We start from the raw sequence: 25,814 nt of genomic DNA, 5'->3' as shown, positions 1-25,814 counted from the left end.
GGTGTTTTTATTACTCTATTATAAAATGAAAAGGAGAACTGCAATGAGTGAATACATTAATAACCGCCAGATGAGACAAAAGACAATCAAAGACATTATCCGGCAGCTTCATGAGGGAAAGACTGTAGATCAGGTGAAATCCCAGTTTGAACACGTATTTCATGGAGTATCTGCCACAGAGATTTCGGAAGCGGAGGGGGCTTTAATTGCGGAGGGGCTTCCCGTGGAAGAAGTGCAAAAACTATGCGATGTCCATGCGGCAGTATTTAAGGGATCGATTGAGGAAATTCATCAACCAGAAGAGCCGGTACTGATTCCCGGTCACCCTCTCCAGGTACTGGTCCGGGAAAACAAGAAAATCTCTCATATACTGGAAAAGGAAGTCCGGCCATATCTGTCCCTGACAGCACTGGAGGGATCAGGAGCAGCAGACCAGTTAAAGGCAGGCGTGGAACAGCTGAAGGATTTGGATGTCCACTACAAAAAGAAGGAGAATCTTTACTTTCCCTATATGGAGAAATATGGAATTACAGCGCCTCCCAAAGTCATGTGGGGAGTGGATGACGAAATCAGAGCCCAGGTGAAAGAAGTTTCAGCCCTTCTTAACAATGATTCCATACAAAAAGAAACTCTGATACAAAAAGCACAGGATATGGCTGATAAGATTGAAGAGATGATATTTAAAGAAGAAAATATCATGATCCCCATGCTAATGGAGACCCTTACACAGGAAGAGTGGAAAACCATAGCAGATGGAAGCGGAGAAATCGGCTATATAATTGAACATGTGCCAAAGTGGGAGCCAGGTGAAGTGAAAAAGGAAGAAAAAGTATCTGTCTCTAGCGAAGATGGAATCGTAAAGCTGCCTTCCGGGGAAATGAACACCCAAGAGCTGACTGCTTTGCTTAACACACTTCCTTTTGATATCACATTTGTTGATAAAGAGGACAAAGTGAAGTATTTTTCGGAAGGAAAGGACAGGGCATTTCCAAGAACCAGAACAATTATTGGAAGAAATGTATCCAACTGCCACCCGCCTGCAAGTGTCCACATTGTTGAAAAAATCGTAGAAGATTTTAAAAATGGGGTGAAGGATCAGGAGGATTTCTGGATCAGAATGGGAGAAAAATATATCCTGATTCGTTATTATGCGGTTCGCAGTATAGATGGTGAATATCTTGGAGTAGCGGAAGTCACTCAGGATATTGACCAAATTCAGAAAATTACGGGAGAGAAAAGATTGATGTCTGAATAAATGATAAAAATAAAAGAGTACAGGCCATATTTCATATGAAAATTGCGAGATGCTTGTGCTCTTTTATCAATTAATTAGGAAAAAATGCCACAGTATATTTGGTACTGCGGTTACAAAAATATGTATTTTTCGACAATATATATTATATAACTAATATATATTGTTTGTCAAATAGGATGTAATTTTATAAATTAAATATTTAAGAATATAATGTAAAATAATTGACAAAATAATCGTTCTTTAATTTAGCTAATATACATAAGAAAGCCGTCATAAATTACGTCATAAAAAATTATAAAAAACTGCCTCCCATCTCTCTAATTAAGCTTCTGACGTGCGGGGATTCAAGGATCATTTGGAGGGATCGCCGTCTCTATATCCGTCATCAAGCTGCTAAATGTATGTATACTCTGTAATTTCCATAGAAAACCGCAGTACCAAATATACTGCGATCAGTAGTCTGGTACTAGCTGCAAAAGATAAAACAGGGAGGAAATTAAATGAAGAATTTTAAGGATTACAGCATTTCCCGAAAACTGCGGACCGGTTTTTTATGTCTGACTCTGATTATGCTTATTGTGGGAGGGGCGGGAGTTGCCGGACTTTTCAGAATCAGCGCAATGGATACATATTTGTATGAAAAGCAGACGGCGCCAATTGAGAACCTGATGGAAGCCGTAGAGGGACTGTATCAGTTTCGAATTGATTCAAGAACCATGGTTATTGTAGCAGGTGACAATGGGGAACTGGACAAGCTGGAACAGGAATTTAATAGCGATAAGGAAAAATTTCTGACAAATATAAAAGAGTACAGGAAGACAATTACCAATCCGGCATCTTTTGCACTTCTTGATGAATCAGTAGATCTTTTTAATAATTCTTTTGAGCCGGCTATCCAGAATTGCCTGAAAGAAGCAAGAAATGGAAATAGTAAGGAAGCATATGCCGAACTTTTAAAGGAAACCGACAATATCCAGAAAATGTTTGATAATTTTGATTTACTCATTGATAACCGCATGGCAGAAGCACATAAAACAAACAATGACAATCGTGTAACTGCTGATGTGCTAATTGTGGTTTTGATCCTTACCGTTATATTTGGTGCAGGCTTCGGAATGTTTTTAGGAAACAGAATCTCGGCAATGATCAGCCGTCCCATCACCCAGGTTGTGGAAGCGGCGGGGCGTATTGCACTCGGTCATATCGATGTTGATCTGGGAAATATCGATTCAAAAGATGAGACCGGGCAGCTTGCAGATGCATTTACAAAGATGACAGGAAGTATTAAAAAACAGGTTAATGCAGCAGAAGACATCAGCAATGGTGACTTCACCATAGAAGTTCCTCTTCGTTCTGATAAAGACGTTCTTGGCCTTGCATTACAGAAAATAAGAAAGGATTTAAGCCGGACGCTGCTTTCCATCAGTGTGGCAGCAGACCAGGTAAATGAAGGTTCTGCCCAGGTGGCATCTGCAGCTCAGGCACTTGCATCAGGAACCACGGAACAGGCCGCTACGGTAGAAGAATTAAGCGCATCAGTAAACAGCATAGCAAAGGAAGCAGAACAGAATGCAGAGAATGTAAAGAAAGCTACGATTCATATTGCAGATACCGGAGAAGGTCTAAAAGAAGGAAATGTATACATGCAGAAGTTAAACTCTGCAATGAAAGATATCGGAACTTCTTCAGAAAAGATATCCAGTATCACGAAAGTCATTGAAGATATTGCATTCCAGACTAATATTCTGGCGTTAAATGCGGCAGTGGAATCAGCCCGGGCAGGAGAGGCAGGAAAGGGCTTTGCCGTTGTAGCTGATGAGGTAAGAAACCTGGCAGGCAAATCAGCAGAGGCTGCAAAGCAGACTGCAGAATTAATTCAAAATTCTGTGAGAATCGTATCAGAGGGAGAAAAACTGGCAGAAGAAACAGCCAGACTGCTTCTTGGAGTGGGAGAAAAATCAGAACTTGTAGGACGTTCTGTTGGAGAAATTGAGCGAGCTTCAGCCAAACAGGCACTGATGATTGATGAAATTAACCAGGGACTGTCCCAGGTATCTGCTGTCATTCAGACCAATGCAGCAACTGCGGAGGAAAGTTCTTCTTCCAGCGAGGAACTGGCGGCACAGGCTCACTTACTTACCCAGGAAGTGGAGAAATTCCGGTTACAGTAGCAGAAAAATTTTTTTAGGAAACGGCAGTTTAACAGCTGCCGTTTTCCGTTATGGTTTAGAACGTAACAACTTTTGGCTCAGAAGTGAAAGAACAAATGGTAGCAGTTGCATTTTTCAAATATAAAACAGCAAAGATTCCATCGTCTACGGAATACATGCGGCTGAGTGCAGCCTCATTGTCCTCCATCATGGCAGCTCTTGCTTCTCTGCGGTCGTCCCATACTGCTTCAGCTTCCAGTCTGATCCATGTTCCCTTATTCATAGCGGAAATTTCAATTTTAGGATTTTTCTGCATCTGATCAAAAACTTTTTTCTGATTGTTGGTTGTGATGTAAAGTCTGCCTTCAAATTCGCATACAGCACCAAAGGGACGAACACGGGGCTGATCTCCCTCTGTGGTTGCCAGGTAAAATGTTCCGCATTCTTTTAAGTAATTGAGGATTTCGTTCATCGCTCTTGCTCCTTTCGTGTGACCATGATATAATTTGTTTACGAGATTATTATATCGAGTATGAGATTTTTGTAAACTACGATATTTTATGATACCTAGTATCAAGGAGGATACCTATATGGATAAAAAAGACTTATTTGGACTGTGTCCTTACGTAACTTCTCAGAAGATCCTCTCTGGAAAATGGTCCATTTATCTTCTCTATTTATTAAAGGATGGACCGGTGCGTTTTAATGAACTGAAGCGAATGATGCCAGAGGAGATTACCCATACAACTCTTTCCAGACAGTTAAAATCCCTGGAAGAAGAGGGACTGATTGTCAGAAAAGAGTATTCCCAGATTCCCCCAAAGGTAGAATACTTTTTAAGTGAAATCGGCAATAAATTTGATAAAGTTCTTCTGGCACTGGGAGAATGGGGAGATGAATATATTGAATTTATAAAAGAAAAGGCGTAAGAATTGCTTTACAATCACCCTTAGCTGTATGTATAATGTAAAAAATTATACTAACGGATATTTTAGGGAGAAGCAAAATGAGAGAACTGAAAGAAATTAGAAACGATTTAAATCAATGTGACCTTCAGATTCTGGAACTTTTAATGAATCGGCTTTCCTGCATCGAGGAGATCATAGAGTACAAGAAAGCATACGGCCTTCCCATTTTTCAGCCGGAACAGGAAGAGGTTCAGCAGGAGACTCTTATCCGGGCTATTGGTGAACATGGTTATAAAGAGGAGCTCCTTGGAATTTTCCGTCAGATTGTGGAAGAAAGTAAAAGTGTGCAGAGTAAGAGTCTGTTTCATTATAACATCGCCCTCATTGGTTTTATGGGAGCGGGCAAAAGTACAGTGTCCAAATATTTAAAAGACATGCTGGCTATGAATGAAGTGGATGTAGATACAAAAATCGTGGAAGATCAGAAGATGCCTATAAAGGATATTTTTGCAAAGTACGGAGAAGAGTATTTTCGTAACTGTGAGAGCAACGCCATCATTAGTTTAAAGGACTGTCAGCAGACGATTATTTCCTGCGGCGGCGGTGCGGTAATCAGAGAAGAGAATGTGAAGAACCTAAAGAAAAACAGCAGAATCGTGCTTTTAACTGCCAGTCCGGAGACGATCCTGGAAAGAGTGAAGGATAGTGATGAGCGCCCTATTTTAAATGGAAATATGAATGTTGAGTATATCAAGGGACTGATGGAGAGACGGGCCAGCCTCTACCAGAGCGCGGCTGATATAATAATAGAAACAGACGGAAAAGATATTGTAGATATCTGTGAGGAACTTATCCAGTCACTGATGAAACTGGAAACAAAGTAGGAGATATCAGACTAAAACCGGCTAAATAATGAATCACTGCATATTCTGCACGTGTATCTCACTGAACCAATGAGATATACGTGTTTTTTTTGTGTCCAAAAACCATCTACACAACTTCTACATATGCTCCTGTTATTCTTCTATCAGAAATGAAAAAGGAGGATGCGTAATGGGAAATGCAATCAGAACGAAAAAATTGCGTATCGGCGGGATGACCTGTATCAGCTGCCAGAATAAAATTGAAAAAAAATTACGTAATACAGCTGGAATCGAAAAAGCGGAGGTGAGCTATAACGCCGGAACCGCTCTGGTTACGTTTGATACGGATATTATTTCCTATCAGAGCATAACGGGAATCATTGAAAATTTAGGGTATAGCGTAATAACGGATCAGGGGCAGGAAAGAAAAGATACATCCAGGACTGTAGGTATTTTAATGATTATTGCTTCCCTGTATCTTTTTTTAGAACAATCCGGTCTGTTAAATCTCCTGGTACCCAGCCAGCTGGCGGATAAGACAATGGGATACGGAATGCTCTTTTTAATTGGCCTTATTACATCCGTTCACTGTGTTGCAATGTGCGGCGGCATTAACCTTTCCCAGTGTATTCCGAAAAGCGGACAGGAAGAATTAAGCCAGGGACGGCTTGCAGCGTTTCGGCCTGCATTTCTTTACAACCTCGGGCGTGTTATTTCTTATACAGCCGTGGGTTTCCTGGCAGGAGGTCTGGGAGCAGCCGTAACCTTTTCTAACACCTTTCAGGGTGTTTTAAAACTGGCAGCAGGGATATTTATGGTAATTATGGGCATCAACATGCTGGGAATCTTTCCCTGGCTTCGAAGACTAAATCCCAGAATGCCAAAGTTTATTGCAGTAAGAATCCAGAAACAAAAAGCAAAAAGCAGCAGTCCGTTTTTGGTAGGCCTGTTAAATGGACTGATGCCCTGCGGACCACTTCAGGCCATGCAGATCTATGCACTGTCAACCGGAAATCCGTTTTCCGGTGCACTTTCCATGTTCTTATTCAGCCTTGGCACCGTTCCCCTGATGTTTTTTCTGGGAGCTTTATCAACGGTTCTTTCAAAGAAATTTTCAAACAGAGTTATGACTGCTGGTGCAGTTTTAGTGGTGGTACTGGGGCTGTCCATGTTTACACAGGGAGTCAGTCTGGCAGGAATCAGTCCATCTGCAATCTTACCCGGGCTGGAAGGCATCAGTGGAAATCAGCAGGAAAGTTCAGACCAGATAAAAATAGAAGACGGTGTGCAGGTGATTAACAGCACCTTAAGTCCAGGGCGGTATCCAAATATTAAGGTCCAGGCAGGAATTCCTGTAAAGTGGATTATAGATGCGCCTGCAGGAAGTATAAACGGCTGCAATAACCGGATGATTATAAGGGAATACGGCATCGAATATTCCTTTCATACAGGAGAAAACGTGGTGGAATTTACGCCGGATAAAACCGGAAAAATCCCATATAGCTGCTGGATGGGTATGATACGTGGTTCTATAAATGTTTCAAAAGAGGGAGAGACTGATGGCGGACAGCAATCAGAAAGTCAGGGAGTATTAAAAGAATATACACCTCAAAAACCGGTTCCAGCCGGTTATAAAATACCAGTTGATGATGTGGTTGTTGCTCAGGAATCTACGGACGAGAATGGAAAACCTGTACAAAAAATCACTCTTGAACTCACCAGTCAGGGATTTAAGCCGGCGGTTGCGGTGGTAAAAGCCGGAGTGGATACGGAGTGGACATTTATTGATAACCGTCAGGATATGGACTATGGAACCAATCTTCTGATCCCTTATTTTGCTACGGAGCTTTACCTTGAAAAGGGAGAAAACACCCTTTATTTTGTACCAGATAAAAGCTTTGACTTCTCTACCGGGGACAATTCCTTTTATGGATATATAAAGGTGGTAGATGATTTGGAGAACGTAGATCTAAATGCAGTAAAGGATGAAGTGAGTAAATTTCAGACTATGATATGGCCTGAGGACACGTTTCAGGGGTCCGGAGGATCATGCTGCGGATAATCATGCTATGAATAATCAGGTTCTGACAGGAATGGAAAGGAGATTGATTTATGGGATTATTATACAGTCACTGGCACTGCATACTGCCGGCAGCGGCTCTGATCGCAGGATTATTTTTTATGAGAAGAAATGAAAATAAAAGTGAATAACAAGGAGAATAACGATGAAGGCCAAAGGAATATCAATACTTAAAACAGCGATGGTGGCTGCAATGTCATTGCTGGTACTTACTGGCTGCAGCTCCAATGCTGCAACCAAAACACAGGAAACCACAGCTTTAAAATCGGAAAACAACAGTAAAAGTGCACAGACAGACACAGATCTTGTAATTCCGGTTTCAGATATCTCAGAAAAGGTGAGCTTTTATCCGGTAGAAGCAGATGGAACCAAGATGGAGGTTCTGGCAGTAAAAGCGCCTGACGGTACCATACGAACTGCATTTAATACCTGTCAGGTATGTTACGATTCCGGGCGGGGATACTATAAGCAGGATGGAAATGAGCTGGTGTGCCAGAATTGTGGTAACAGGTTCCCTATGAGCCGGGTGGAAGTGGAAGCCGGAGGCTGTAATCCATGGCCTATATTCGATCAGAATAAGACCGTGACGGATGAATCAATCACGATCTCTTCTGACTTTTTAAAGGAATCCAAACAGATATTTGCTAACTGGAAAAGAACATATTAAATTAATCAGGACATTTCATGGAGCAGTTTACGGTAACACCATTTTGTGTTAAGTAATCTGCTCCCCATTTATACATGGCCTCAAGAATGGGGCGTATGCTGATTCCCAGATCGGAAAGAGTGTATTCCACCTTTGGAGGGACAACTGGATAAACGGTCCTTATAATCAAATTATTCTCTTCCAGCTCTCTTAACTGCTGGGTCAGCATCTTGGGTGTGGCCTGGGGAATCAGTTTTCTCAGTTCTCCAAATCGTAAGGTGTTGTCGATCAGATGCCAGAGAATCAGGGCTTTGTATTTTCCTCCGATCATATCCAGGGTTGCATCCACCGGACAGTTGTAGCCGGCACAATCAATTGGGGGCATAGTGAATCCTCCTTTAGTATCTTTTTGGGTACTATATCACTAAAAAGTGCATACTTGCAATAATTGCGATATCTGCCATAATAATATCATGAGTACTCAAAAACTTCAAGAGGCATCAGCCAATTAAAAGAGGTGAAATATATGGAAAATAAAACTTTAGATATAAGAGGCATGACCTGCGCGGCCTGTGCCCAGAGAATTGAAAAAACAGTAAAGAAGCTTCCGGGAATCAGTCAGGCATCGGTGAACCTTGCAAGTGAAAAGCTTTTTGTAGAATATGACAGCAGCCTGGATTTATCTGATATTAAAGCCGCCGTTTCGAAGATTGGATATGAAGCAGCAGAAAAAACGGAATATTCGGACGTAACCATTCCCATTGGCGGAATGACCTGTGCGGCCTGTGCCAGACGGGTGGAAAAAGCAGTCGGAAAGCTGGAGGGTGTGGAAAGCTCCTCAGTCAATTTTGCAACAGAGAAAGCAACCATCGCCTATGATCCCCGGAAAGTAAGATTATCCGCCATTAAGGCAGCCATTGAAAAGGCAGGATATCAGGCACTGGAAGTGAACAAAGCAGATGCTGCGGACGAAGACCGATTAAGAAAGCAGCAGGAGATCAAAACACTGTGGACGAAGTTTATTACTTCAGCAGTATTCTCCCTTCCATTATTATATATTGCGATGGCACCCATGATCAGCTTTATCCGCCTTCCGTTCCCATCAGCCATTGACCCTATGAACTATCCCCTTGCCTATGCTCTGACGGAACTGGTATTAACAGCCCCTGTCATTGGGGTTGGATATAAATTTTACACCATTGGTTTTAAAGCACTTTTTCAGAGAAGTCCTAATATGGATTCACTCATTGCAATCGGAACAACAGCAGCTGTTTTATACAGCATTTATAATACATTCCAGATCGCTGCCGGACATTTTATGGCAGTAGATGCTCTTTATTTTGAATCAGCCGGTGTAATTATTACTCTGATTTTACTGGGCAAATCCTTAGAGGCTGTATCCAAAGGAAGAACCAGTGAAGCCATTAAAAAGCTTATGGGTCTTGCACCAAAAACAGCCGTAATTCTGGAAAATGGGCAGGAAAAGGAAATCCCCATTGACGAAGTGGAAATCGGCGATGTAATTCTGGTAAAGCCAGGTGATAAGATTCCGGTAGACGGAACTGTTACAGGCGGACACACTTCCATTGATGAATCCATGCTCACCGGAGAAAGTATGCCGGTAGACAAAAAAGAAGGAGATCCGGTTTACGCCGCTTCCTTAAACACTACCGGTGTGATCCAGTTTAAAGCTGAAAAAATCGGAAGTGATACAGCCCTTGCCCAGATTATTAAACTGGTAGAAGATGCCCAGGGGTCAAAAGCACCCATTGCCCAGATGGCAGATATCGTTTCCGGATACTTTGTACCAGTTGTCTGTGTCATTGCCCTGCTTGCAGGAATTGGCTGGTACTTCGGTACAGCAGGAGATTTAAAATTTGCACTTACCATCTTTATTTCCGTACTGGTTATTGCATGTCCCTGTGCACTGGGTCTTGCTACACCCACTGCCATCATGGTAGGTACGGGAAAAGGAGCGGAGAACGGAATCTTAATTAAGGGCGGAGAAGCTTTGGAGACCGCTCACAAAATAAATACCATTGTATTTGATAAGACAGGAACCATTACAGAAGGTAAACCAAAAGTGACAGATGTACTTGTGGCAGGCAGTGTTTCAAAAGACCGTCTCTTACAGCTTACCGCATCGGCTGAGAGAGGTTCGGAGCATCCCCTTGGTCAGGCAATTGTCCTTGGAGCTAAGGAATCAGGACTTACCCTTTTGGATGCGGAGCAGTTTGATTCACTGACCGGACGTGGAATTAAGGCTCGTCTGGAGGGAGAAGATATCCTTGCAGGAAACAGAAAACTGATGGATGAACAGAACATCTCCCTTGCAGGTATGGAAGAGATTTCAGACAGGCTGGCAGAAGAAGGCAAAACTCCTATGTATGTAGCAATCAATGGGGAACTGGCAGGAATTGTAGCGGTTGCCGATGTTGTGAAGGAATCCAGCCGTGCAGCCATTGAGCGGCTTCATAAGATGGGAATCGAAGTCGCCATGATTACCGGTGATAACAAAAAGACGGCTGCAGCCATTGCAAAACAGGTAGGAATTGACCGGGTTCTTGCTGAGGTTCTTCCCCAGGATAAGTCCAATGAAGTGAAAAAGCTTCAGTCAGAGAACCGGAAAGTAGCCATGGTGGGAGACGGAATCAACGATGCACCTGCGCTGGCTCAGGCAGATATCGGAATCGCCATCGGTTCCGGTACGGATGTGGCAATGGAATCAGCAGATATCGTATTAATGCGGTCTGACCTGATGGATGTGCCGGCAGCCATTGATTTAAGCAAGCATACCATTCGTAATATTAAACAAAACCTTTTCTGGGCATTCGGTTATAATGTAATCGGAATTCCCATTGCAGCAGGTGTGTTACATTTACTATTTAACGGCCCTCTTTTAAACCCTATGTTTGCAGCAGCTGCCATGAGTTTAAGCTCTGTATCGGTGCTGACCAATGCGCTGCGGTTAAAGAGGTTTAGGCCAGACACAGGAAAGAGGTGACAGATCCATGTTAAAGAACAAGAAAACAATAACCGCAATTACCGCCGGTGTACTGGTGGTTGCAGCAATTATATTTCTGACAGTAGAAAGTGCCGGAGGTACCCTTGATGTAGTTGGTAAAAAGTCGGTACAGTCCTTTGATATGGTATTAAATGCCATTCCTGATCAGGTGAGTAAGGAAGATGGGGGCAAAGGCTTTTCCCTGACTGCTCCTGACGGGGGAGCCCGTTTTATCTGGAGCGGAGAAACGAATGAAAGTGCCCGTTTTGACGTAAAGCTTCAGGCAGATGCAGCTCCATTTATCCAGGCAGGTCTGGATACCGGAAAGCTTCCTGAGAATTATGAGATAAACGACAATGTTATAACTGTAGGTGTGAAGCTCAATGATGGAAGCTTCACTGGTACAGAAGAATCCGCCCTTTCCTCCTATGAGGGACTGGTGAAAAATGGCCGTAACCTGATTAATTACCATATGGATATGGATCATTTTGGAGTAAAGCTGGGCGGCGGAAATATGTTTGAATGGGCAAAAGACTTAGAGATCAGTGCCGCAACAAAACAGGTACAGGATAAGGATATTGTGTTTGTTCTGTCGCCAGAACCGTTGATTGCGGCTGGCGTTGACCCTGAAAAAGTGGAAGGCTGGCTCTACGCACCGGTTCCTGTCATGGAAAACGGAAAGAAAATGCAGGTCAATAAGTTTTTAAAGCCTTTTAATATTAAATAATTATAATCATGGAGGAAATTGAAATGGCAAAGACAGTAATAAACGTAGATGGAATGGCATGTGAGCATTGTGTAAAAGCAATAACAGGAGCAGTAAGCGGGTTATCCGGCGTATCAGGAGTAGCGGTTGATTTAGCTGCAAAAACTGTAACTGTGGATCACAATCCCGATGAAGCATCGGTAGAAAAAATCAAAGCTGAGATTGAAGACCAGGGATATGATGTAGTAGAATAAAGAAAGACGGGAACCGGAATCTGACCGGTTCCCTCTTTTCATACTGAAAGTTTTTAAAGTTGAGGTGACAGGAAATGAACAATAACTGCAGGCAAGTGCTGGTAGTGGATGATGAGCCTAAAATTCTGGAAGTAGTATGCATGCTCATGGAAAGCAAAGGATTTAAGACATTCCCCGCCGAAACTGGGAAGAAGGCACTGGAAATATTTGACACGGAGAATCTCTCCCTTGTCATACTGGATTTAATGCTGCCTGATATCTCAGGAGAAGAGGTCTGCTCCGCCATCCGTAAAAAATCACGGATTCCAGTTATTATGCTGACTGCCAGAGTAGAGGAAGAGGATGTGGTAAGCGGGCTGGAGCTGGGAGCCGACGACTATATCATGAAACCCTTTGGTTTAAAGGAACTGTATGCCAGAGTGGAAGCGGTATTAAGACGCACAGAAGGGGATCTGGTACCTCTTGTTAAACGAAATTCTTGGAGAGACGGAGATCTGGTAGTTGATTTTGAAAAAAATGAGGTAAGAAAAAAAGGATCAGGTCTGACACTCACACCAAGCGAACTGAAGATATTATCTGCCCTCATTAAATATCCCGGTAAGGTATTTACCAGGGAGGAACTGATTGATACTGCTCTTGGCAGGGACTTTGCCGGTTATGACAGAGCCATTGACAGCCACATTAAAAATATCAGAAAGAAAATAGAGGATGATCCTAAAAATCCCGACTATGTCTTAACGATTCCCGGGCTGGGCTATAAGTTCGGAGGCTGATGCATATGAAGACCTTAAGAAAACAGCTTTCCCTGACCATACTTTTAACCCTCCTCATTACCATTGCATTAATCGGACTTGCCTCCAACCTGCTCATTAACCGGGAATTTGAAAAATACATTGCTAAAACCGGCCAGGAGCGGCGGGATAATATTGCAGATGAACTGGAAAGCCAGTATGATGAGTTCAAAAGAAGCTGGAAACTGGATTACGTGCATGCAATTGGAATGAATTCCTTATATGACGGATATATCATAAAGCTTTATGATGCAGATGGGAACATGGTGTGGGATGCAGAGAATCACGATATGAGGCTTTGCGGGCAGATCATGAATGATATTTCCGCACGCATGAAAGAACGGGGGGCAAAAGGCGGTTTTGTGGATCACACCTATGAGCTGACTCAGAATGGGAAAAAGACTGGTTCCGTTTCCATTAAATATTACGGACCCTTTTTCATGAATGAAGCCGATTTTAATTTTATCCGTGTGATGAACATCGTTTTGCTTGTCATTGGAGTTTTATCCAGCATCTGTGCTGTTGTGGTTGGCTGTGTATTAGGAAGCAGGATATCCCGCCCAGTCACCAAAACTGCCTATATTGCCAAGCAGATTTCCACAGGAAATTACGAACTTAAATTTGAACCAGGTACCAGGATAAAAGAGCTTGATGATCTGGGCATAGCCATAAACCATTTATCCGGAGCATTAAGTGAGCAGGAGCGGCTGCGCAAACGGCTCACTGCCGATGTAGCCCATGAACTGCGGACTCCTCTCACTGCACTTGGTTCTCATCTGGAAGCGATGACAGAGGGGCTGTGGGATGCCACACCGGAACGCTTAAAAAGCTGTCTTGAAGAGGTAAAACGGCTTGGAACTCTGGTAGCTGATTTAGAACAGCTGGCAAGGATCGAAGGGGATAGCTTTTGTCTGAAGAAAGGTTCCATGGATTTGTATACGGCAGTCTGTCAGGCAGCAGAGAATATGACGGGAGAAATCAACAAGAAAAAGCTGGCTCTCAGTATAAAAGGAGAACCGGTTTTTGTGGATGGAGATAAAAACCGAATGGGACAGGTATTTTCCAACTTAATTTCCAATGCCGTCAAATACACGCCGGAAGGCGGCAGTATCCGGATTGGCGTATCTGAAACAAAGGAGAGTGGAGTCGTAACCATAGAGGATACAGGAATCGGAATCAGGAAAGAAGAGCTTCCTCTTATCTTTGAACGCTTTTACCGGACGGATCAATCCAGAAACCGGAAAACCGGAGGTGCCGGAATCGGTCTGACCATTGTCAAATCCATTGTGGAAGCCCATGGCGGTACCATAGTGGCAGATAGTAAAGAGGAATCGGGAAGCTGTTTTACAGTCTCGATTCCTAAGTCAGGATCATAGTCTATAAATATCCTTCCGGTCCCTGTTCTTTTAAAGTAAACCGGTTCTTATTAAAATTCAGTATTTCTTCTGCCTGGAGTTTACTCAGCTCATTGGACAGGGCACTCCGGTCTACGGAAAGATAATCAGCCAGCTGTTGTCTGTTAAACGGAATATCAAATGTGGAAGAATTGCTCTTTAAAGACTCTGCGGAGAGGTAGGAGAGCAATTTTTCCCTGATTGTCTTTTTTGACATGTGCTGCATCTTTTTCGTCAGAACCAGATTTCTGCCGGCAATCGCCGATAAAAAGTTCTGGATCAGCCGGGTGTGAAAACCGCAGGCAGAGGTGCATACAGTCAAAATCTTATTAAAATCCAGAAACATAATCTCACAGTCAGAATCTGCAACTACGCTCATTTCTATGGGAACGGATGAGATGCAGGCATAGGTTTCTGCAAAAAGCGTTCCAGGCATCACTTCTGAGATAATACTTCTCTTTCCCCAGAAATCTTCCTGTATAATAAGAGCGGTTCCGGAAAGAACCATTCCCACGGAATGAATGTAATCACCGCTTCTTATAATAAATTCATCTTTTTTATAACACTTCATTCGTGCAGATAAGCATTTTAACATGCTTCTGATTTCATCAGGCGAGACACCTGAAAACAAGCTTGATTTTTTTAAAACAGGCAGAAATTCTTCCATATGATTGTCCCTCCTAAGTATGTGAATGGTATTTTCCATATATCCATTTTTCCATTTTTAAATAATATCTTCAAAATGTTGTTAAAACAACGGAAATGATGATAATATTATATTATAATCGCTATAGAAAGACAAGAACAAAATAAGGAGGGAGACAAATGTCAGAGAAACTCTTAAAAAATATAGCACAGGAAGAAGTTCTAAAGTTAGCAGATTTAGTTGAGATTCAAACGGGCCAGATTGTAAGTAAGACTCTGGTACAGAATCAGTCAGTCAGCGTCACCTTGTTTGCCTTTGATAAAGGGGAAGAGATCAGTACCCATGAATCCAATGGAGATGCCATGGTTACAGTCTTGGAAGGAACAGGAAAGTTTACGGTAGACGGAACTGAGTTTATTTTAAACGAAGGGGAAACCCTGGTCATGCCGGCGAAAAAGCCTCATGCTGTGTATGGGCAGGAAAGTTTTAAGATGTCTTTGGTAGTTATATTTTAAGGAAAGGCAGTACAAAGAAATGGAAAATCAAATGTCCGATGTATCAGATGAGCTGACTGGATCGCTCATTGGTCTGGCGAAAGCGTGTAAGATGAATATCCGCCAGACAGCCGTAACCAGACTTCTGATGGAAGGTTTAATCACAACAATTGCCAATGCAGGCTTTGATGATCAGGCCCTGTCAGACATGCTTTTAAGGGTCAGAAGGGAAAAAGACAGGATTGCACCTGGCTGTGCCGTTTGTAAGAGTGTCTGCGGTAATACTTCTGATTATAACATAAATAATATCTGGGCAGCTGATGAAGACATTCGTTTTTTAAAGCACCTGATTTTATCCTCTATCAAAGGAATTGCAGTTTATGCCCTTCCTGCCTTGGTAAAGGGTGATCAAAATGAAAAAATAAATGAATTCTTTTACAAAGCTTTGTCTATCATAAGCTATGACTTAACAATGGAAGATCTTCTTCCGGTTGCGGAGGAAGCGGCAGAGATGAATCTGATCTGTAAAGAAGCAGATATAAGCACCGAAAGTCCTTTTATTATAATACCGGATTATGAATCCATGATGAAGCTTATTACACCTGATATACTGGCAATCCTGGGAGAAGATCATAAAATTTCCCTGATTCCCATGCCAGAGGAAGATTTAAGAAAAATAACTGAGAAATTAACCACATTCAATTAACAGGAGGAAGAAATAATGATAACGAAAGAAATGTATATTGGAGAAATTTTAAGAAGCAAACCGGAAGCAGCAGAAATTTTAATGGGTTGCGGAATGCACTGCCTTGGCTGCCCGTCTTCCCAGATGGAATCCTTAGAGGATGCCTGCATGGTTCACGGACTTGATGCGGACGAAGTGCTGGAACAATTAAACAAATAGAGAAAAGAGGAATAAAATGAGTGCATTTTTAGGACCGATTCACATCTGGTTATATAATAAAATCCTGCTTCAGAATGCAATGACCGATGCTATAGCCGCTTACGCAGAAGAAAAGGGCTGGACAAAGGGATTAAACGAGAAGCTGGCTTCCAGATACGGAACTCTGGAAACAGGTAATTTAGAGGATAACATCAATACAGATAACATTCACGGTTGGCTTCAGGAGCGGGTAAGCCTGGTGGAAAACCGCCTTGCTTATGCTGTTACAACTCTTTTAGAAGAAGATTCCACACGTCTTGATGAAATAAAACAGGCAGTAAAGGAATTCGGAAAGAACCACAGCGCAAGTGGAAATTTATCTGTAAAACAGGCCTATGATCATCTGGAAAATACGTTATTAAACGGTATGCCCTGTGACAGAGTGAATCAGCTTGTAAAGGAAGAACCGGATCTTCTGACCTATCGTCAGGCAGTGGAAATACACCAGCCATACTGGGATATGATCCACGGAGATGTAAGCAACTACTATGAACTGAGAGAAGCCCTGATCCAGGGAATGTTTGAAGGTTCAAGTGTACAATTTCATCATACTGGAAATAAGGAGTATGAATTAAGGAGCCGCTAATGAATGGAATTGATATTTTAATGAAGGAACATGAAAATATTCTGGCTTTCAACGGTTTTTTAAGAAAGATCTGTGCAGGTATTGTAGAGGGCGGAGAAGTAGACGGAGCTCTGCTTAGAGAATGCATCGACTTTGGCAGAAATTATGCAGACAAGCATCATCATGGAAAGGAAGAAAAGATCCTGTTCCGTATTATGATGGAGAATATGGGTCCTGTTGCCGATAAGCTGATCCGTAACGGAATGCTGGTGGAACACGATCTGGGCAGACTGCATCTTACCCAGCTGGAAGCGGCAATCGAAGAATATGAAAAAGATCCCGTCACAGACCATAAGCTGGATATCATTTCCAATGCTGTAGGATACGGCGCATTGTTACAGCGTCATATAGAAAAAGAAGATCAGGCTGCCTATGCCTTTGCTGCCCGCGCTCTTCCCGCAGATAAAATGAATGATGTGGATATAGAGACAGAGAACTTTGAAATTCAGGCCAGAAAAGACGGAGTACAGGACCACTACGAGAACTGGCTTCGCAGCAAGCTGGCATAATAGTACCCGGCTTCTATCATACAAAAGAGGGGAATGTTACCCATGGAATTAAAGCATTATTTAGAGCAGCATGACAGAATCAGAGAAGAGCTGGCAGAACTGAAAAAACTTCTGGCAAAGCAGGATCTGGAGCAGAATGCCACAGAGCTGGCATTCCACATCAGTGGCCTTGCCGGTAAGTTAAATATTCATCTGACTTCCGAAGATCAGTATCTATACCCTTCCTTTTTCCGGGGAAGCGATGAAGTATTGGTAAGAAAAGCCCATGAATACCAAAATGAAATGGGAAATCTTCTGGCTGTTTTCACAGATTTTAAAAACAGCTTTAATACAAAAATAAAAATACTATCTGACAAAGATCGATTTTTAAATGATTCAAAAGGAATCATACAGTCCATCGAGCAGCGTATGGAGAAAGAAGAAAAAGATCTGTACCGGCTGGTATAAAAAGCGGAGTGGGGTAAAATAACTGGGATCAGTTGTTTTACTCCATTCCTTTTTTGTGTTTAAAAATTCATGCTGCAATGGATTATTTTTGATATAATGGATTGATACAGGAGGTAACGAAATGAAACGGAGACAGGAAAGCATCATCTACCAGCTGGCAGTCAGTGAAGGTCCGTTAACCACGGATGAACTGGCCAAAAGACTGTCTGTCAGTGCCCGCACTGTAAAGTATGAGATGATAGAAGTAAAATCCATTTTGCCAAAGTATGGAGCAGAACTTTTTGCCAAGCGCAATGAAGGATATTCCATTCTGGTGAAGGACCGGGAATTGTTTGACCGGTATTTTGAACCTCTCTCGCTTCAGTCCAGTCTGACCAATAACTTCGGTTCCGATGACAATGCAAGATTTCTTTATATTGCAAGAAAGCTGGTTTCTTCCTCCCGCTTTGCAAAGCTTGAGGACATTGCAGATGAGCTTTATTTATCAAGAAGTGCCATAAGAGAAGCGGTTAACAATGTAATGAATTTTCTGAAAAGCTATCACCTTGAGACGGAAAGCAAGCCTGGCCTTGGAATACGTGCTTTTGGTACAGAATATCACATGCGGATTGCCATGACAGAGCTGTTTGCTGTCCATTTTCATAAGGTATTGTTAGACAATGCTGGAATGGAGTATGCCAAGTGGACGGAATGCGGATACGAGGAACGGCAGGATATCCGGCATGTTTTTCTTAAAGTATTAAGAGAGTCCCGGATCAAAGTGACAGACACCAACACCCAGCGTCTCGCCATTTATTTTATTATTGTCAGGAACCGCTGCAATGCGGGTTACCGTTTAAAGCTGCCGGATGTCTGGAAAGAAGAGGTGAAAGGATCAGACGAGTTTGCAGTAGCCAGTGAGATATACAACAAATTAAAAAGCAGCTTTCCAGGTTTTGATTTACCGGAAGAAGAGACTGTATTTCTGGCAATATATCTGATGTCCTGCAGGGATATGTGGAATGTTAAGCAGCCCCGGGAGGAATACGCCCTCTTTTATGAAGATGCTCTGAATACGATGACAGAACTTGAGGATTATATGAAGCATACCTGCGGAATTGATCTTCTTCATTTTCCCTGGGCAGAAAAAGAACTGTTAAACCTTTTGATTTCCCTTTTCATCAATATACACTTTGGTCTGGAGGGGCAGTACCGTTTCTGGTATGATTACGAAAATCAGGCGTTTAACAGCCCTGTATCAGCCGCACTGGCCTATACAGCAGCAGGTTTTTTGCAGGATCGTCTGAATGTTACTATTTCGGTATCATTTTATTCCCAGATGGCTTCCCTGATATTTAAAATGGCATCTCTCACCGAATATGACATAAGACCCCAGAGACTGCTTTTAGTCAATTCCAATGGATTAGGCCTGAATGAAATTATTCAAAAAAGAATCGTAAAAAGATACCAGCATCTGGTAGAGTCCTTTACAATCGCAGAACTCTATGAGATACGTGGGATGAATCAGGAGGAGTATGATGCTGTATTAACGGATACCAGCGAGATAGCCTATCACTATGATCTTCCCTGCTGTGTCATCCATACCTTAAGCAGCGAAAAGGAAATGGATCTGCTCTTTAACCGGCAGTTAATCAGGGCATACCAGACAGAAGCACTGATTCCGCCTGAAAAGCAAATTGAAATCAACAAAAATTACCGTTATACCGATGAATTGCAGTTCCTTCAGTTTCTTGCATTCCGCCATGGAAAAACTGTTTTGGATCGGGAGAGGATTCAGGAATATTTAGAAAAAGCAAGCCTTTACGATACTGGATATATATCGGCAAAGTCTGTGATGCTTTATCTTCCTTCCTCCCTATGTGAAAAAGAGTGTATGGAACTGTACTGTCTGACTGAATCGGGTACCTGGAGAGGAAAAGAAGTGGAGTATCTGCTGTTTCTTTCTGCAGACTGGAAGGGTGACTGGAAGAGAGTGAAGGCGTATGAGAACAGTTTTAGAAAGCTGTTTTCTGAGAAATCTAATATGAAAGCCTTTTCTGAACGGGGAAGGCCTGTATTGTTTGAGATGATTGAAAAATGCATCAAATATGAATGACAAATCCATGCTGAAAATTGCACTAATTCTAATCCGGAATTAGTGCTTTTCACTTATTAAGGACAAATGTGAGCATAGAAAAAAGGAAGTTTAAGTATTATAATAAAGCTATCAAAGGAGGAGAGAGAAGATGAAACTATTCGTATCGTCACATGGTCATCTGGCTAGCGGTTTAAAAAGTTCCATGGAGATATTGTATGGCAGATGTGACAACATTACTGTTTTTGACGCATATGTGGATGAACGTTCCGTTCAGGAACAACTGGAGAAGTTTTTTGAAACGGTTAATGAAGGAGAACAGGTTTTACTTATCTCTGATCTTTACGGAAGCAGTGTGAACCAGGCCATGAGCCTGTTCCTTGACCGGCCGGATACCACGTTAATCGCCGGCGCAAATCTGGCGCTGATGATCGGGCTGGCTGGCAGAGAGTGTATTTCAAGAGAAGAACTGAATGAATTGATAACACAGAGCAGAGAAATGCTTTGTATTGTAGATCTGGAAAAAGAAACGATTTCCCAGGAGGAAGATTTTTTTTAAAAGGAGCGTGAAATTATGATCGTAATGATTAGACTGGATGAGAGACTGATTCATGGACAGGTAGCAATTAAATGGTCCCAGCATACGGGAGTGGACAGGATTGTGGTGGCGGACGATGAGGCAGCAGCCAATCCCCTGATTCAAAAATCCCTGATGATGGCGGCTCCGCCCACAGCGAAAACCGCAATTAAGGATGTGGATGCAGCCATAGAACTGTTAAAGAATCCCAAGGCAGCAGATCATAAGATTCTTGTAATTGTAAGCAATCCCTCGGCACTTCTGAAAGTAGTGGCACAGGTTGCTGATATTCCCCTTGTAAATGTAGGAAATTACGGAAGGGTTGCACCGAAAGCGGACGGAGAGCAGAGGAAAACCTACCGGAAGAATTTATATGCATATGACAATGAGATTATGGATTTAAAGAAGGTGGTGGAAACAGGCATCAAATGTAATTACCAGACAGTTCCGGATGACACTCCGGAGGAACTATCAAAAGTAATCAGCTAAGGAGGGAAGTATTATGTCCGTTATGACAGTTGCAATCATTGGTACTCTTACGTATTGGTTTTTCTATGTTATGGATCCTTATATTTTATCATGGCAGTGTTTGAACCGTCCCATTGTGGTGGCTCCGATCCTGGGACTTTTACTGGGTGATTTTCATACCGGCATTATCATGGGGGCATCCTTAGAGTCTATATTTATGGGGATCTCAGCCATCGGAGGTTCCGTTCCGGCAGATGCGCTGTCCGCCAGTATTGTTGCCGTTTGCTATACCGTATTAACCGGCTCTGATGTGGAAACAGGACTTGCTATTGCCCTCCCCATCGGAACTGTTATGGCTTCCTTATCAAGTATTTTCCTATCTGTCAGTTCCGCATTGGCACCATATTGGGAAAGACTTGCAGTATCCGGGAAACCAGGCAAGTTTCTTGCCCAGAACCTTGTATTTTCCGGACTTATTTATCCGCTGCCCAATGTCATCATCATTTTCCTTGGCATTGCTTATGGAGTAACCGGTTTAAACCAGGCTTTAAATGCACTTCCTGCATTCTTTATGACAGGCCTTACAGCTGCCTCCAGTATGATGGTTGCAGTGGGATTTGCAATCCTGATTTCCATGATCTGGTCAAAAGAGGTAGCCAGCTTCTTCTTTGTAGGATATATTATGGCGAAAATTTTAAAAATGGATTCCTTATCAATTGCCATTATCGGAGCTGCCATCGCAATCACCATGTTCTTCTATGAAAAGCAGCTGATCGATATGAAAAATATGAGGGTGGCTGCCGAACAGAAGCCATCTGAGGAAGAGGAGGATTTCTTCTAATGGAAAAGAGATTATTGGACAATACAGAAAAGAAAGTATTAAAATCCATGTTTATCCGTTCTCACTTAACCTTCCTGTCTTTCAATATGACAAAGATGGAGGCCAATGGCTTTACGACCACCATGCAGCCAGCCATTGAAGAGGTTTATAAGGACGATCCGGATGGGAAAAAAGAGGCATATGCACGCCATCAGAACTTTTTTAACACCCACGCAGTTCCGTTCTCCTTTATCGCAGGATTATCCTATGCCATGGAGAAAGAGCACAAAGAAAAGAGTTCCGTTGACGGTAAAACCATTGAAAGCATCAAGGCGGCTTTGATGGGACCAACGGCTGGTATGTTCGATTCCCTGTTTTTTAACTGTCTTAGAATTATTGCAGCCGGAGTAGCCATTGGACTTTGTTCACAGGGGAATTTCCTGGGAGTTCCGATTTTCATTCTCCTTTATGGAGTGACCCAGTCTGTATTAAAATATTTCTGTGTGAAATTCGGATATATCTATGGAACCTCATTTATAGACAAGGTTTTCAGCTCCGGATTAATGCCGGCTCTTAGAAAGTCAGCTTCTATTTTAGGAGTCATGATGGTCGGAGCCATGACAGCGGGAATTGTCAATGTTCCACTTAACTGGACGATTCACATGGGCCAGACTTCCGTAGTGGTGGCAGATGTGTTAAACTCCATCTTTCCAGGTATTTTAAGCATCATTCTGGTACTGTTTTTGATGAGTCTCATTAAAAAGGGAAGACGTCCGGTACAGTTGATCGTTGGAATCTTCGCCATTGCTTTTATCGGAGCCTTTATTGGGATTTTCTAATCCAGAAAGGACAGCCAATGATAATTAAATCAAAACGAATCTATATGGAGGATGGCTTAAAAGATGGCTTCCTTGTAATTGAGGAAGGAAAAATAAAAGAATTTATAAAAAGCACTGACGCAGAGGACGTGATTGATTATGGTAACATGAGGATTATACCGGGGATTTTTGACACCCACAATCACGGAACCTGTGGCTACGGGCTGATGGATAAAGGAACAAGGGAAACAATAGCCGGATATTTAAAAGGCTGTGCCTCCCAGGGTATCACCGGTGTATTCCCCACCGCCGGTCTTTCCATGATCTCTGCTGTCGCCGATGCGGCGGCAGAGAATTTAGAAGGAGCACAGATACTGGGGATACACAGTGAAGGACCGTGGTTAAACCGCACGGGAGAAAAGGGGATAAAGACAGGATGGCCGGAGGTGTCAATTGATACTGCAAAGAAGATGGTTTCTGATGGAAAGGGACTGTTAAAGCTGGTGGCCCTGGCTCCCGAGATTCCAGGAATTGAGCCGGTGATCGAATATTTTTTATCAGAAGGAATTACCCTTGCTCTTGCACATAGTGACGCCAATTATGAAGAGGCAAAAAGGGCATATAAAAAGGGATTTTCCGTATCGACTCATACGGGTAATGTAATGACTGGCATGCACCACAGAGATGTGGGAGGGCTGGGAGCGGCGCTTTTGGATAATGAGGTGTCAAGCGAGGTGATCTGTGACGGAATGCATATCTGTCCGGAGATGCTTCAGATTTATTTCAGGATTAAGAAACCGGAACATTTCATGATGATATCGGACTGTACGCCGTTTTCCGGTGCTCCGGAAGGTAGTTATCGTGGATTGGAACAAGGGATGACGATCAATGTATCAAAAGATGGGTTTGTGTTAACCGATAGCGGACGTCTGATGGGTTCCAGCCAGCCTGTGCTCTACGGGGTGAGTGTGCTGACAGAAAAATTGGGGATGCCTATGGAAACCGTTTGGCCCATGTTTTCCTTAAATCCCTGCAGAAAGTATGGCTTTGACAAAGAGAAAGGTTCCATACGAGCAGGGAAAGATGCAGATTTTACAGTCATAACCGATGATTACCGGGCTGCTGCAACATTTGTCATGGGCAGAAAGGTATACGATATGGCTGAAGGGCCTGTTTTTAATCCGGATTTCTTAAAGGAATGGGGACGGGAGGAGATACCGCATGAGTAAAAAACTGATTGTATCTGCCGATGATTTCGGCTTCAGCAAAGGCTATAACTACGGGGCAGTGAATGCTTACCGGGAAGGGATCGTTACGGTACTCTCTCTTATGAGCAATATGGAAGCAGCTCCTCACGGAGTGGAACTTGCAAAGAAGGAGGTACCGGAGGCAAATCTGGTTGTCCATACCAATTTTGTTCAGGGAAAGCCGGTGAGTAATCCGGATTTGATTCCATCACTTGTGGATCAAAACGGGGAGTTTTACCGCTCCTACAAATGGAAAGGGGAGGATGAATCAGACCAGAAATGTGTGGGAGATATTGTGGTAACCGCAGAGGATTGTTATAAGGAAACAGCTGCCCAGATAAGACGGTTTAAAGAACTGACCGGACATCTGCCCAATCATTTTGAAGGTCATTCAGTCATTAATAAAAACGTCTGCAAGGGATTTCATCAGGCGGCCGAAGAGTTTCAGATCCATTGCATGACAGAACCGGAGGTGGAGACAGACCGGTGGTATCCGGTTCATGAGATTATGACGGGCAATCCTATGGCTATGGAAATTTTAAACAGAGGCTGTACGCCCCAGGATTTTATTGAAGACCGGTTTGGGATTCTGACCAGCCCCTTTGAATTTAATATTATTCATCTCCACCCGGGATATGTGGATGCATACATTCTGGATCATTCTTCCCTGACAACAGCAAGATGCAGGGATTTAGAGACAGCCTGTGATCCTGCTGTGAGACAGTGGCTGAGGGATCATGATGTGGAGCTGGTGGATTTTACGGCTGTATATAAGTAAAAAAGAACGAAGAAAGATTATCTGCAGACAGAGGTTTCCTGAATCAATGGGGAAACCTCTGTTTGCAGGTGGTCTTAATTTATTTAACGAACAGCTTTTAAAATTTATTTCAATAAACCGGAGTATACTAAGGATAGAAGGTTGCTGTTGCCCAATGACTGTTTTTTAGTCATTGTGCAACGCTCTATTTTTATAAATGTAGATTTATTTGGTAAATGTCAGTTAAACTGCAATAAAAAACTACTAACTTAATATTTTCATAGTTAGTTTATCGCTCTTATATATATAAATTAAAAATTATTTATTTTTTGCTTCTGGTTTAACTCTTTCTTTTATTAGTTTATTATCTGATGAAATAATAATTTTTGCAAATTCAATTTTAGTACCAGTAAACTTTATAATATATTCTTTATCTTTCTTGAGAGACTTTAGAGAAACTATAACCTTATCAGTTTCATTCTGCTGCAATTCTTCCCTCCAAAGAACTGCATCAGTTTCATTGTCAAGTATTTCTAAAACGCTACTTTCACCTTCTATTTGAAAAGAAATATCCAGTTTTAGAATGTCAGTGTTATCCGTTACATAAAATAATCGTTCATCAATAAAAGGATCTGTATCATCGTAGTCTTCTAAAATTTCCATTTCAGTTTTATAATTTGTAGACGTCTTATTATGTTTACTACACCCTGATAAAAGTAACACTATACAAAACAATAGCGTAAATACTCTATTTCTCATTATACCCTTCATTTTTTTCATAAATACTTCTCCAATTTGTTATATATATATAGAATACAACAATTTCAACCATATCAATCTGGAGCATAGAGGTAGACATTAAAATATCTCTTTGAATGTAATTTTATCGTATTTTTTATGAACCTTGTGAAATAGTGAGTAGGTAAGAATAAATTCGAAATATTTGTCTGTTTCAATTTGTTTCACTATAGGTTTACCGTTTTTGATGTCGCATACCTTTACTGGAAGGATTCCTTCCCCAATAAGTGTAATACTGCCAGATTGTGATCTTTTCATAAACGCCTCCATTATATAGATCTTTAATATTAATCTTTATAGGAGTAGGGATATATGCTTTATTCCTAGCTATAAAAGCGTTAAAAATTAATATAAAAAGAATTCGTAACGTACCGGTGTAGCAGATTAGGCTGACTAAATAGTACAATTTATTTATTTTTTCTTTGGAGGTACGAGTATTATCCAGAGATCGACAAAAAAGCCAATTATATCTATGACTATATCGAATAAGTTATACATTTTAAAGTCTCCTTTTTTTAATTATATAACAAATTGTTTAAA

29 protein-coding genes are annotated in these 25,814 nt (G+C 42.0%); 24 read left to right on the top strand and 5 right to left on the bottom strand.

Features of this window, described 5'->3' with window-relative positions; translation table 11 throughout:
• Positions 1–43: 43 nt before the first annotated feature.
• A complete protein-coding gene (locus tag ACOAOT_RS11890) occupies positions 44–1,255 on the top strand; it encodes a DUF438 domain-containing protein (RefSeq protein WP_420217150.1) in 1,212 nt (403 codons plus the stop codon).
• 500 nt (positions 1,256–1,755) lie between these two features.
• Complete coding sequence (locus ACOAOT_RS11885; RefSeq protein WP_420217149.1) at positions 1,756–3,426, top strand: HAMP domain-containing methyl-accepting chemotaxis protein; 1,671 nt, start codon at positions 1,756–1,758, stop codon at positions 3,424–3,426.
• 55 nt (positions 3,427–3,481) lie between these two features.
• Here ACOAOT_RS11885 and ACOAOT_RS11880 read toward each other — a convergent pair whose 3' ends face one another.
• On the bottom strand, positions 3,482–3,877 hold the full coding sequence (locus ACOAOT_RS11880; RefSeq protein ID WP_420217148.1) for a pyridoxamine 5'-phosphate oxidase family protein: 396 nt from the start codon (positions 3,875–3,877) through the stop codon (positions 3,482–3,484).
• Between the two features lie 118 nt (positions 3,878–3,995).
• Between ACOAOT_RS11880 and ACOAOT_RS11875 the strand changes: the two genes are divergently transcribed.
• From ACOAOT_RS11875 to ACOAOT_RS11860, 4 genes are all read left to right on the top strand, one after another.
• Positions 3,996–4,334, top strand: coding sequence for a winged helix-turn-helix transcriptional regulator (locus ACOAOT_RS11875; protein ID WP_420217147.1), 339 nt, complete (start codon positions 3,996–3,998; stop codon positions 4,332–4,334).
• A 77-nt stretch (positions 4,335–4,411) separates the two neighbouring features.
• On the top strand, positions 4,412–5,197 hold the full coding sequence (locus tag ACOAOT_RS11870) for a shikimate kinase (RefSeq protein ID WP_420217146.1): 786 nt from the start codon (positions 4,412–4,414) through the stop codon (positions 5,195–5,197).
• 169 nt (positions 5,198–5,366) lie between these two features.
• Complete coding sequence (locus tag ACOAOT_RS11865) at positions 5,367–7,238, top strand: urease accessory protein UreH domain-containing protein (RefSeq protein ID WP_420217145.1); 1,872 nt, start codon at positions 5,367–5,369, stop codon at positions 7,236–7,238.
• A gap of 163 nt (positions 7,239–7,401) precedes the next feature.
• Positions 7,402–7,923, top strand: coding sequence for a DUF2318 domain-containing protein (locus ACOAOT_RS11860; protein WP_420217144.1), 522 nt, complete (start codon positions 7,402–7,404; stop codon positions 7,921–7,923).
• A gap of 1 nt (position 7,924) precedes the next feature.
• Here ACOAOT_RS11860 and ACOAOT_RS11855 read toward each other — a convergent pair whose 3' ends face one another.
• Positions 7,925–8,287 (bottom strand): winged helix-turn-helix transcriptional regulator, encoded by a 363-nt coding sequence (locus ACOAOT_RS11855; RefSeq protein WP_420217143.1) that lies wholly within the window; start codon positions 8,285–8,287, stop codon positions 7,925–7,927.
• A 141-nt stretch (positions 8,288–8,428) separates the two neighbouring features.
• Here ACOAOT_RS11855 and ACOAOT_RS11850 point away from each other — a divergent pair, with 141 nt between their 5' ends.
• From ACOAOT_RS11850 to ACOAOT_RS11830, 5 genes are all read left to right on the top strand, one after another.
• On the top strand, positions 8,429–10,906 hold the full coding sequence (locus ACOAOT_RS11850) for a heavy metal translocating P-type ATPase (RefSeq protein WP_420217142.1): 2,478 nt from the start codon (positions 8,429–8,431) through the stop codon (positions 10,904–10,906).
• A gap of 7 nt (positions 10,907–10,913) precedes the next feature.
• The gene (locus tag ACOAOT_RS11845) at positions 10,914–11,633 is read left to right on the top strand and encodes a hypothetical protein (protein WP_420217141.1); all 720 of its coding nucleotides are present in this window, start codon (positions 10,914–10,916) and stop codon (positions 11,631–11,633) included.
• Between the two features lie 23 nt (positions 11,634–11,656).
• The gene (locus tag ACOAOT_RS11840; protein ID WP_277408183.1) at positions 11,657–11,866 is read left to right on the top strand and encodes a copper ion binding protein; all 210 of its coding nucleotides are present in this window, start codon (positions 11,657–11,659) and stop codon (positions 11,864–11,866) included.
• Between the two features lie 74 nt (positions 11,867–11,940).
• Positions 11,941–12,639, top strand: coding sequence for a response regulator (locus ACOAOT_RS11835; protein ID WP_420217140.1), 699 nt, complete (start codon positions 11,941–11,943; stop codon positions 12,637–12,639).
• Positions 12,640–12,644: 5 nt separating this feature from the next.
• Complete coding sequence (locus tag ACOAOT_RS11830) at positions 12,645–14,033, top strand: HAMP domain-containing sensor histidine kinase (RefSeq protein ID WP_420217139.1); 1,389 nt, start codon at positions 12,645–12,647, stop codon at positions 14,031–14,033.
• Between the two features lies 1 nt (position 14,034).
• On the opposite strand, the gene ACOAOT_RS11825 is transcribed toward ACOAOT_RS11830, so the two are convergent.
• Positions 14,035–14,718, bottom strand: a complete 684-nt coding sequence (locus ACOAOT_RS11825) for a Crp/Fnr family transcriptional regulator (RefSeq protein ID WP_104438605.1) — start codon at positions 14,716–14,718, stop codon at positions 14,035–14,037.
• 158 nt (positions 14,719–14,876) lie between these two features.
• Here ACOAOT_RS11825 and ACOAOT_RS11820 point away from each other — a divergent pair, with 158 nt between their 5' ends.
• The 13 genes from ACOAOT_RS11820 (at position 14,877) to ACOAOT_RS11760 (ending at position 24,497) form a co-directional block, all read left to right on the top strand.
• The gene (locus ACOAOT_RS11820; RefSeq protein WP_420217138.1) at positions 14,877–15,212 is read left to right on the top strand and encodes a cupin domain-containing protein; all 336 of its coding nucleotides are present in this window, start codon (positions 14,877–14,879) and stop codon (positions 15,210–15,212) included.
• Between the two features lie 19 nt (positions 15,213–15,231).
• Positions 15,232–15,897, top strand: coding sequence for an anaerobic carbon-monoxide dehydrogenase catalytic subunit (locus ACOAOT_RS11815; RefSeq protein WP_420217137.1), 666 nt, complete (start codon positions 15,232–15,234; stop codon positions 15,895–15,897).
• 15 nt (positions 15,898–15,912) lie between these two features.
• On the top strand, positions 15,913–16,095 hold the full coding sequence (locus tag ACOAOT_RS11810; RefSeq protein ID WP_170823777.1) for a DUF1858 domain-containing protein: 183 nt from the start codon (positions 15,913–15,915) through the stop codon (positions 16,093–16,095).
• 16 nt (positions 16,096–16,111) lie between these two features.
• Entirely contained in the window at positions 16,112–16,720 is a 609-nt protein-coding gene (locus ACOAOT_RS11805) for a hypothetical protein (RefSeq protein WP_420217136.1), read from the top strand.
• A complete protein-coding gene (locus tag ACOAOT_RS11800; protein ID WP_420217135.1) occupies positions 16,720–17,268 on the top strand; it encodes a hemerythrin domain-containing protein in 549 nt (182 codons plus the stop codon). The genes ACOAOT_RS11805 and ACOAOT_RS11800 overlap by 1 nt, the downstream gene beginning before the upstream one ends.
• Before the next feature lie 42 nt (positions 17,269–17,310).
• Positions 17,311–17,715 carry a hemerythrin domain-containing protein gene (locus ACOAOT_RS11795; RefSeq protein WP_420217134.1) on the top strand — a complete coding sequence of 135 codons (405 nt, stop codon included), beginning with the start codon at positions 17,311–17,313 and terminating at the stop codon, positions 17,713–17,715.
• 121 nt (positions 17,716–17,836) lie between these two features.
• Complete coding sequence (locus ACOAOT_RS11790) at positions 17,837–19,810, top strand: BglG family transcription antiterminator (protein WP_420217133.1); 1,974 nt, start codon at positions 17,837–17,839, stop codon at positions 19,808–19,810.
• Positions 19,811–19,940: 130 nt separating this feature from the next.
• On the top strand, positions 19,941–20,348 hold the full coding sequence (locus tag ACOAOT_RS11785; protein ID WP_420217132.1) for a PTS sugar transporter subunit IIA: 408 nt from the start codon (positions 19,941–19,943) through the stop codon (positions 20,346–20,348).
• A gap of 15 nt (positions 20,349–20,363) precedes the next feature.
• On the top strand, positions 20,364–20,855 hold the full coding sequence (locus ACOAOT_RS11780; RefSeq protein WP_420217131.1) for a PTS sugar transporter subunit IIB: 492 nt from the start codon (positions 20,364–20,366) through the stop codon (positions 20,853–20,855).
• A 13-nt stretch (positions 20,856–20,868) separates the two neighbouring features.
• Positions 20,869–21,675 (top strand): PTS mannose/fructose/sorbose/N-acetylgalactosamine transporter subunit IIC, encoded by an 807-nt coding sequence (locus tag ACOAOT_RS11775; protein ID WP_420217130.1) that lies wholly within the window; start codon positions 20,869–20,871, stop codon positions 21,673–21,675.
• On the top strand, positions 21,675–22,493 hold the full coding sequence (locus tag ACOAOT_RS11770; protein WP_420217129.1) for a PTS system mannose/fructose/sorbose family transporter subunit IID: 819 nt from the start codon (positions 21,675–21,677) through the stop codon (positions 22,491–22,493). Before ACOAOT_RS11775 ends, ACOAOT_RS11770 begins: the two co-directional genes overlap by 1 nt.
• A 17-nt stretch (positions 22,494–22,510) precedes the next feature.
• The gene (locus tag ACOAOT_RS11765) at positions 22,511–23,701 is read left to right on the top strand and encodes an N-acetylglucosamine-6-phosphate deacetylase (RefSeq protein ID WP_420217128.1); all 1,191 of its coding nucleotides are present in this window, start codon (positions 22,511–22,513) and stop codon (positions 23,699–23,701) included.
• Positions 23,694–24,497, top strand: a complete 804-nt coding sequence (locus ACOAOT_RS11760) for a ChbG/HpnK family deacetylase (RefSeq protein WP_420217127.1) — start codon at positions 23,694–23,696, stop codon at positions 24,495–24,497. Before ACOAOT_RS11765 ends, ACOAOT_RS11760 begins: the two co-directional genes overlap by 8 nt.
• Before the next feature lie 297 nt (positions 24,498–24,794).
• Here ACOAOT_RS11760 and ACOAOT_RS11755 read toward each other — a convergent pair whose 3' ends face one another.
• Together ACOAOT_RS11755 and ACOAOT_RS11750 are read right to left on the bottom strand one after the other, a co-directional pair.
• Positions 24,795–25,256, bottom strand: a complete 462-nt coding sequence (locus ACOAOT_RS11755; protein ID WP_420217126.1) for a DUF4624 family lipoprotein — start codon at positions 25,254–25,256, stop codon at positions 24,795–24,797.
• Positions 25,257–25,334: 78 nt separating this feature from the next.
• Positions 25,335–25,532: a UDP-N-acetylmuramoyl-tripeptide--D-alanyl-D-alanine ligase gene (locus tag ACOAOT_RS11750; RefSeq protein WP_420217125.1), complete on the bottom strand. Its 198-nt coding sequence runs from the start codon at positions 25,530–25,532 to the stop codon at positions 25,335–25,337.
• Positions 25,533–25,814 lie beyond the last annotated feature (282 nt).

Origin of the sequence: Lacrimispora struthionigena, from assembly GCF_048627165.1 — a bacterium.
Taxonomy (GTDB): Bacteria; Bacillota; Clostridia; order Lachnospirales; family Lachnospiraceae; genus Lacrimispora.
This window is presented reverse-complemented; position numbering and strand designations above follow the sequence as displayed.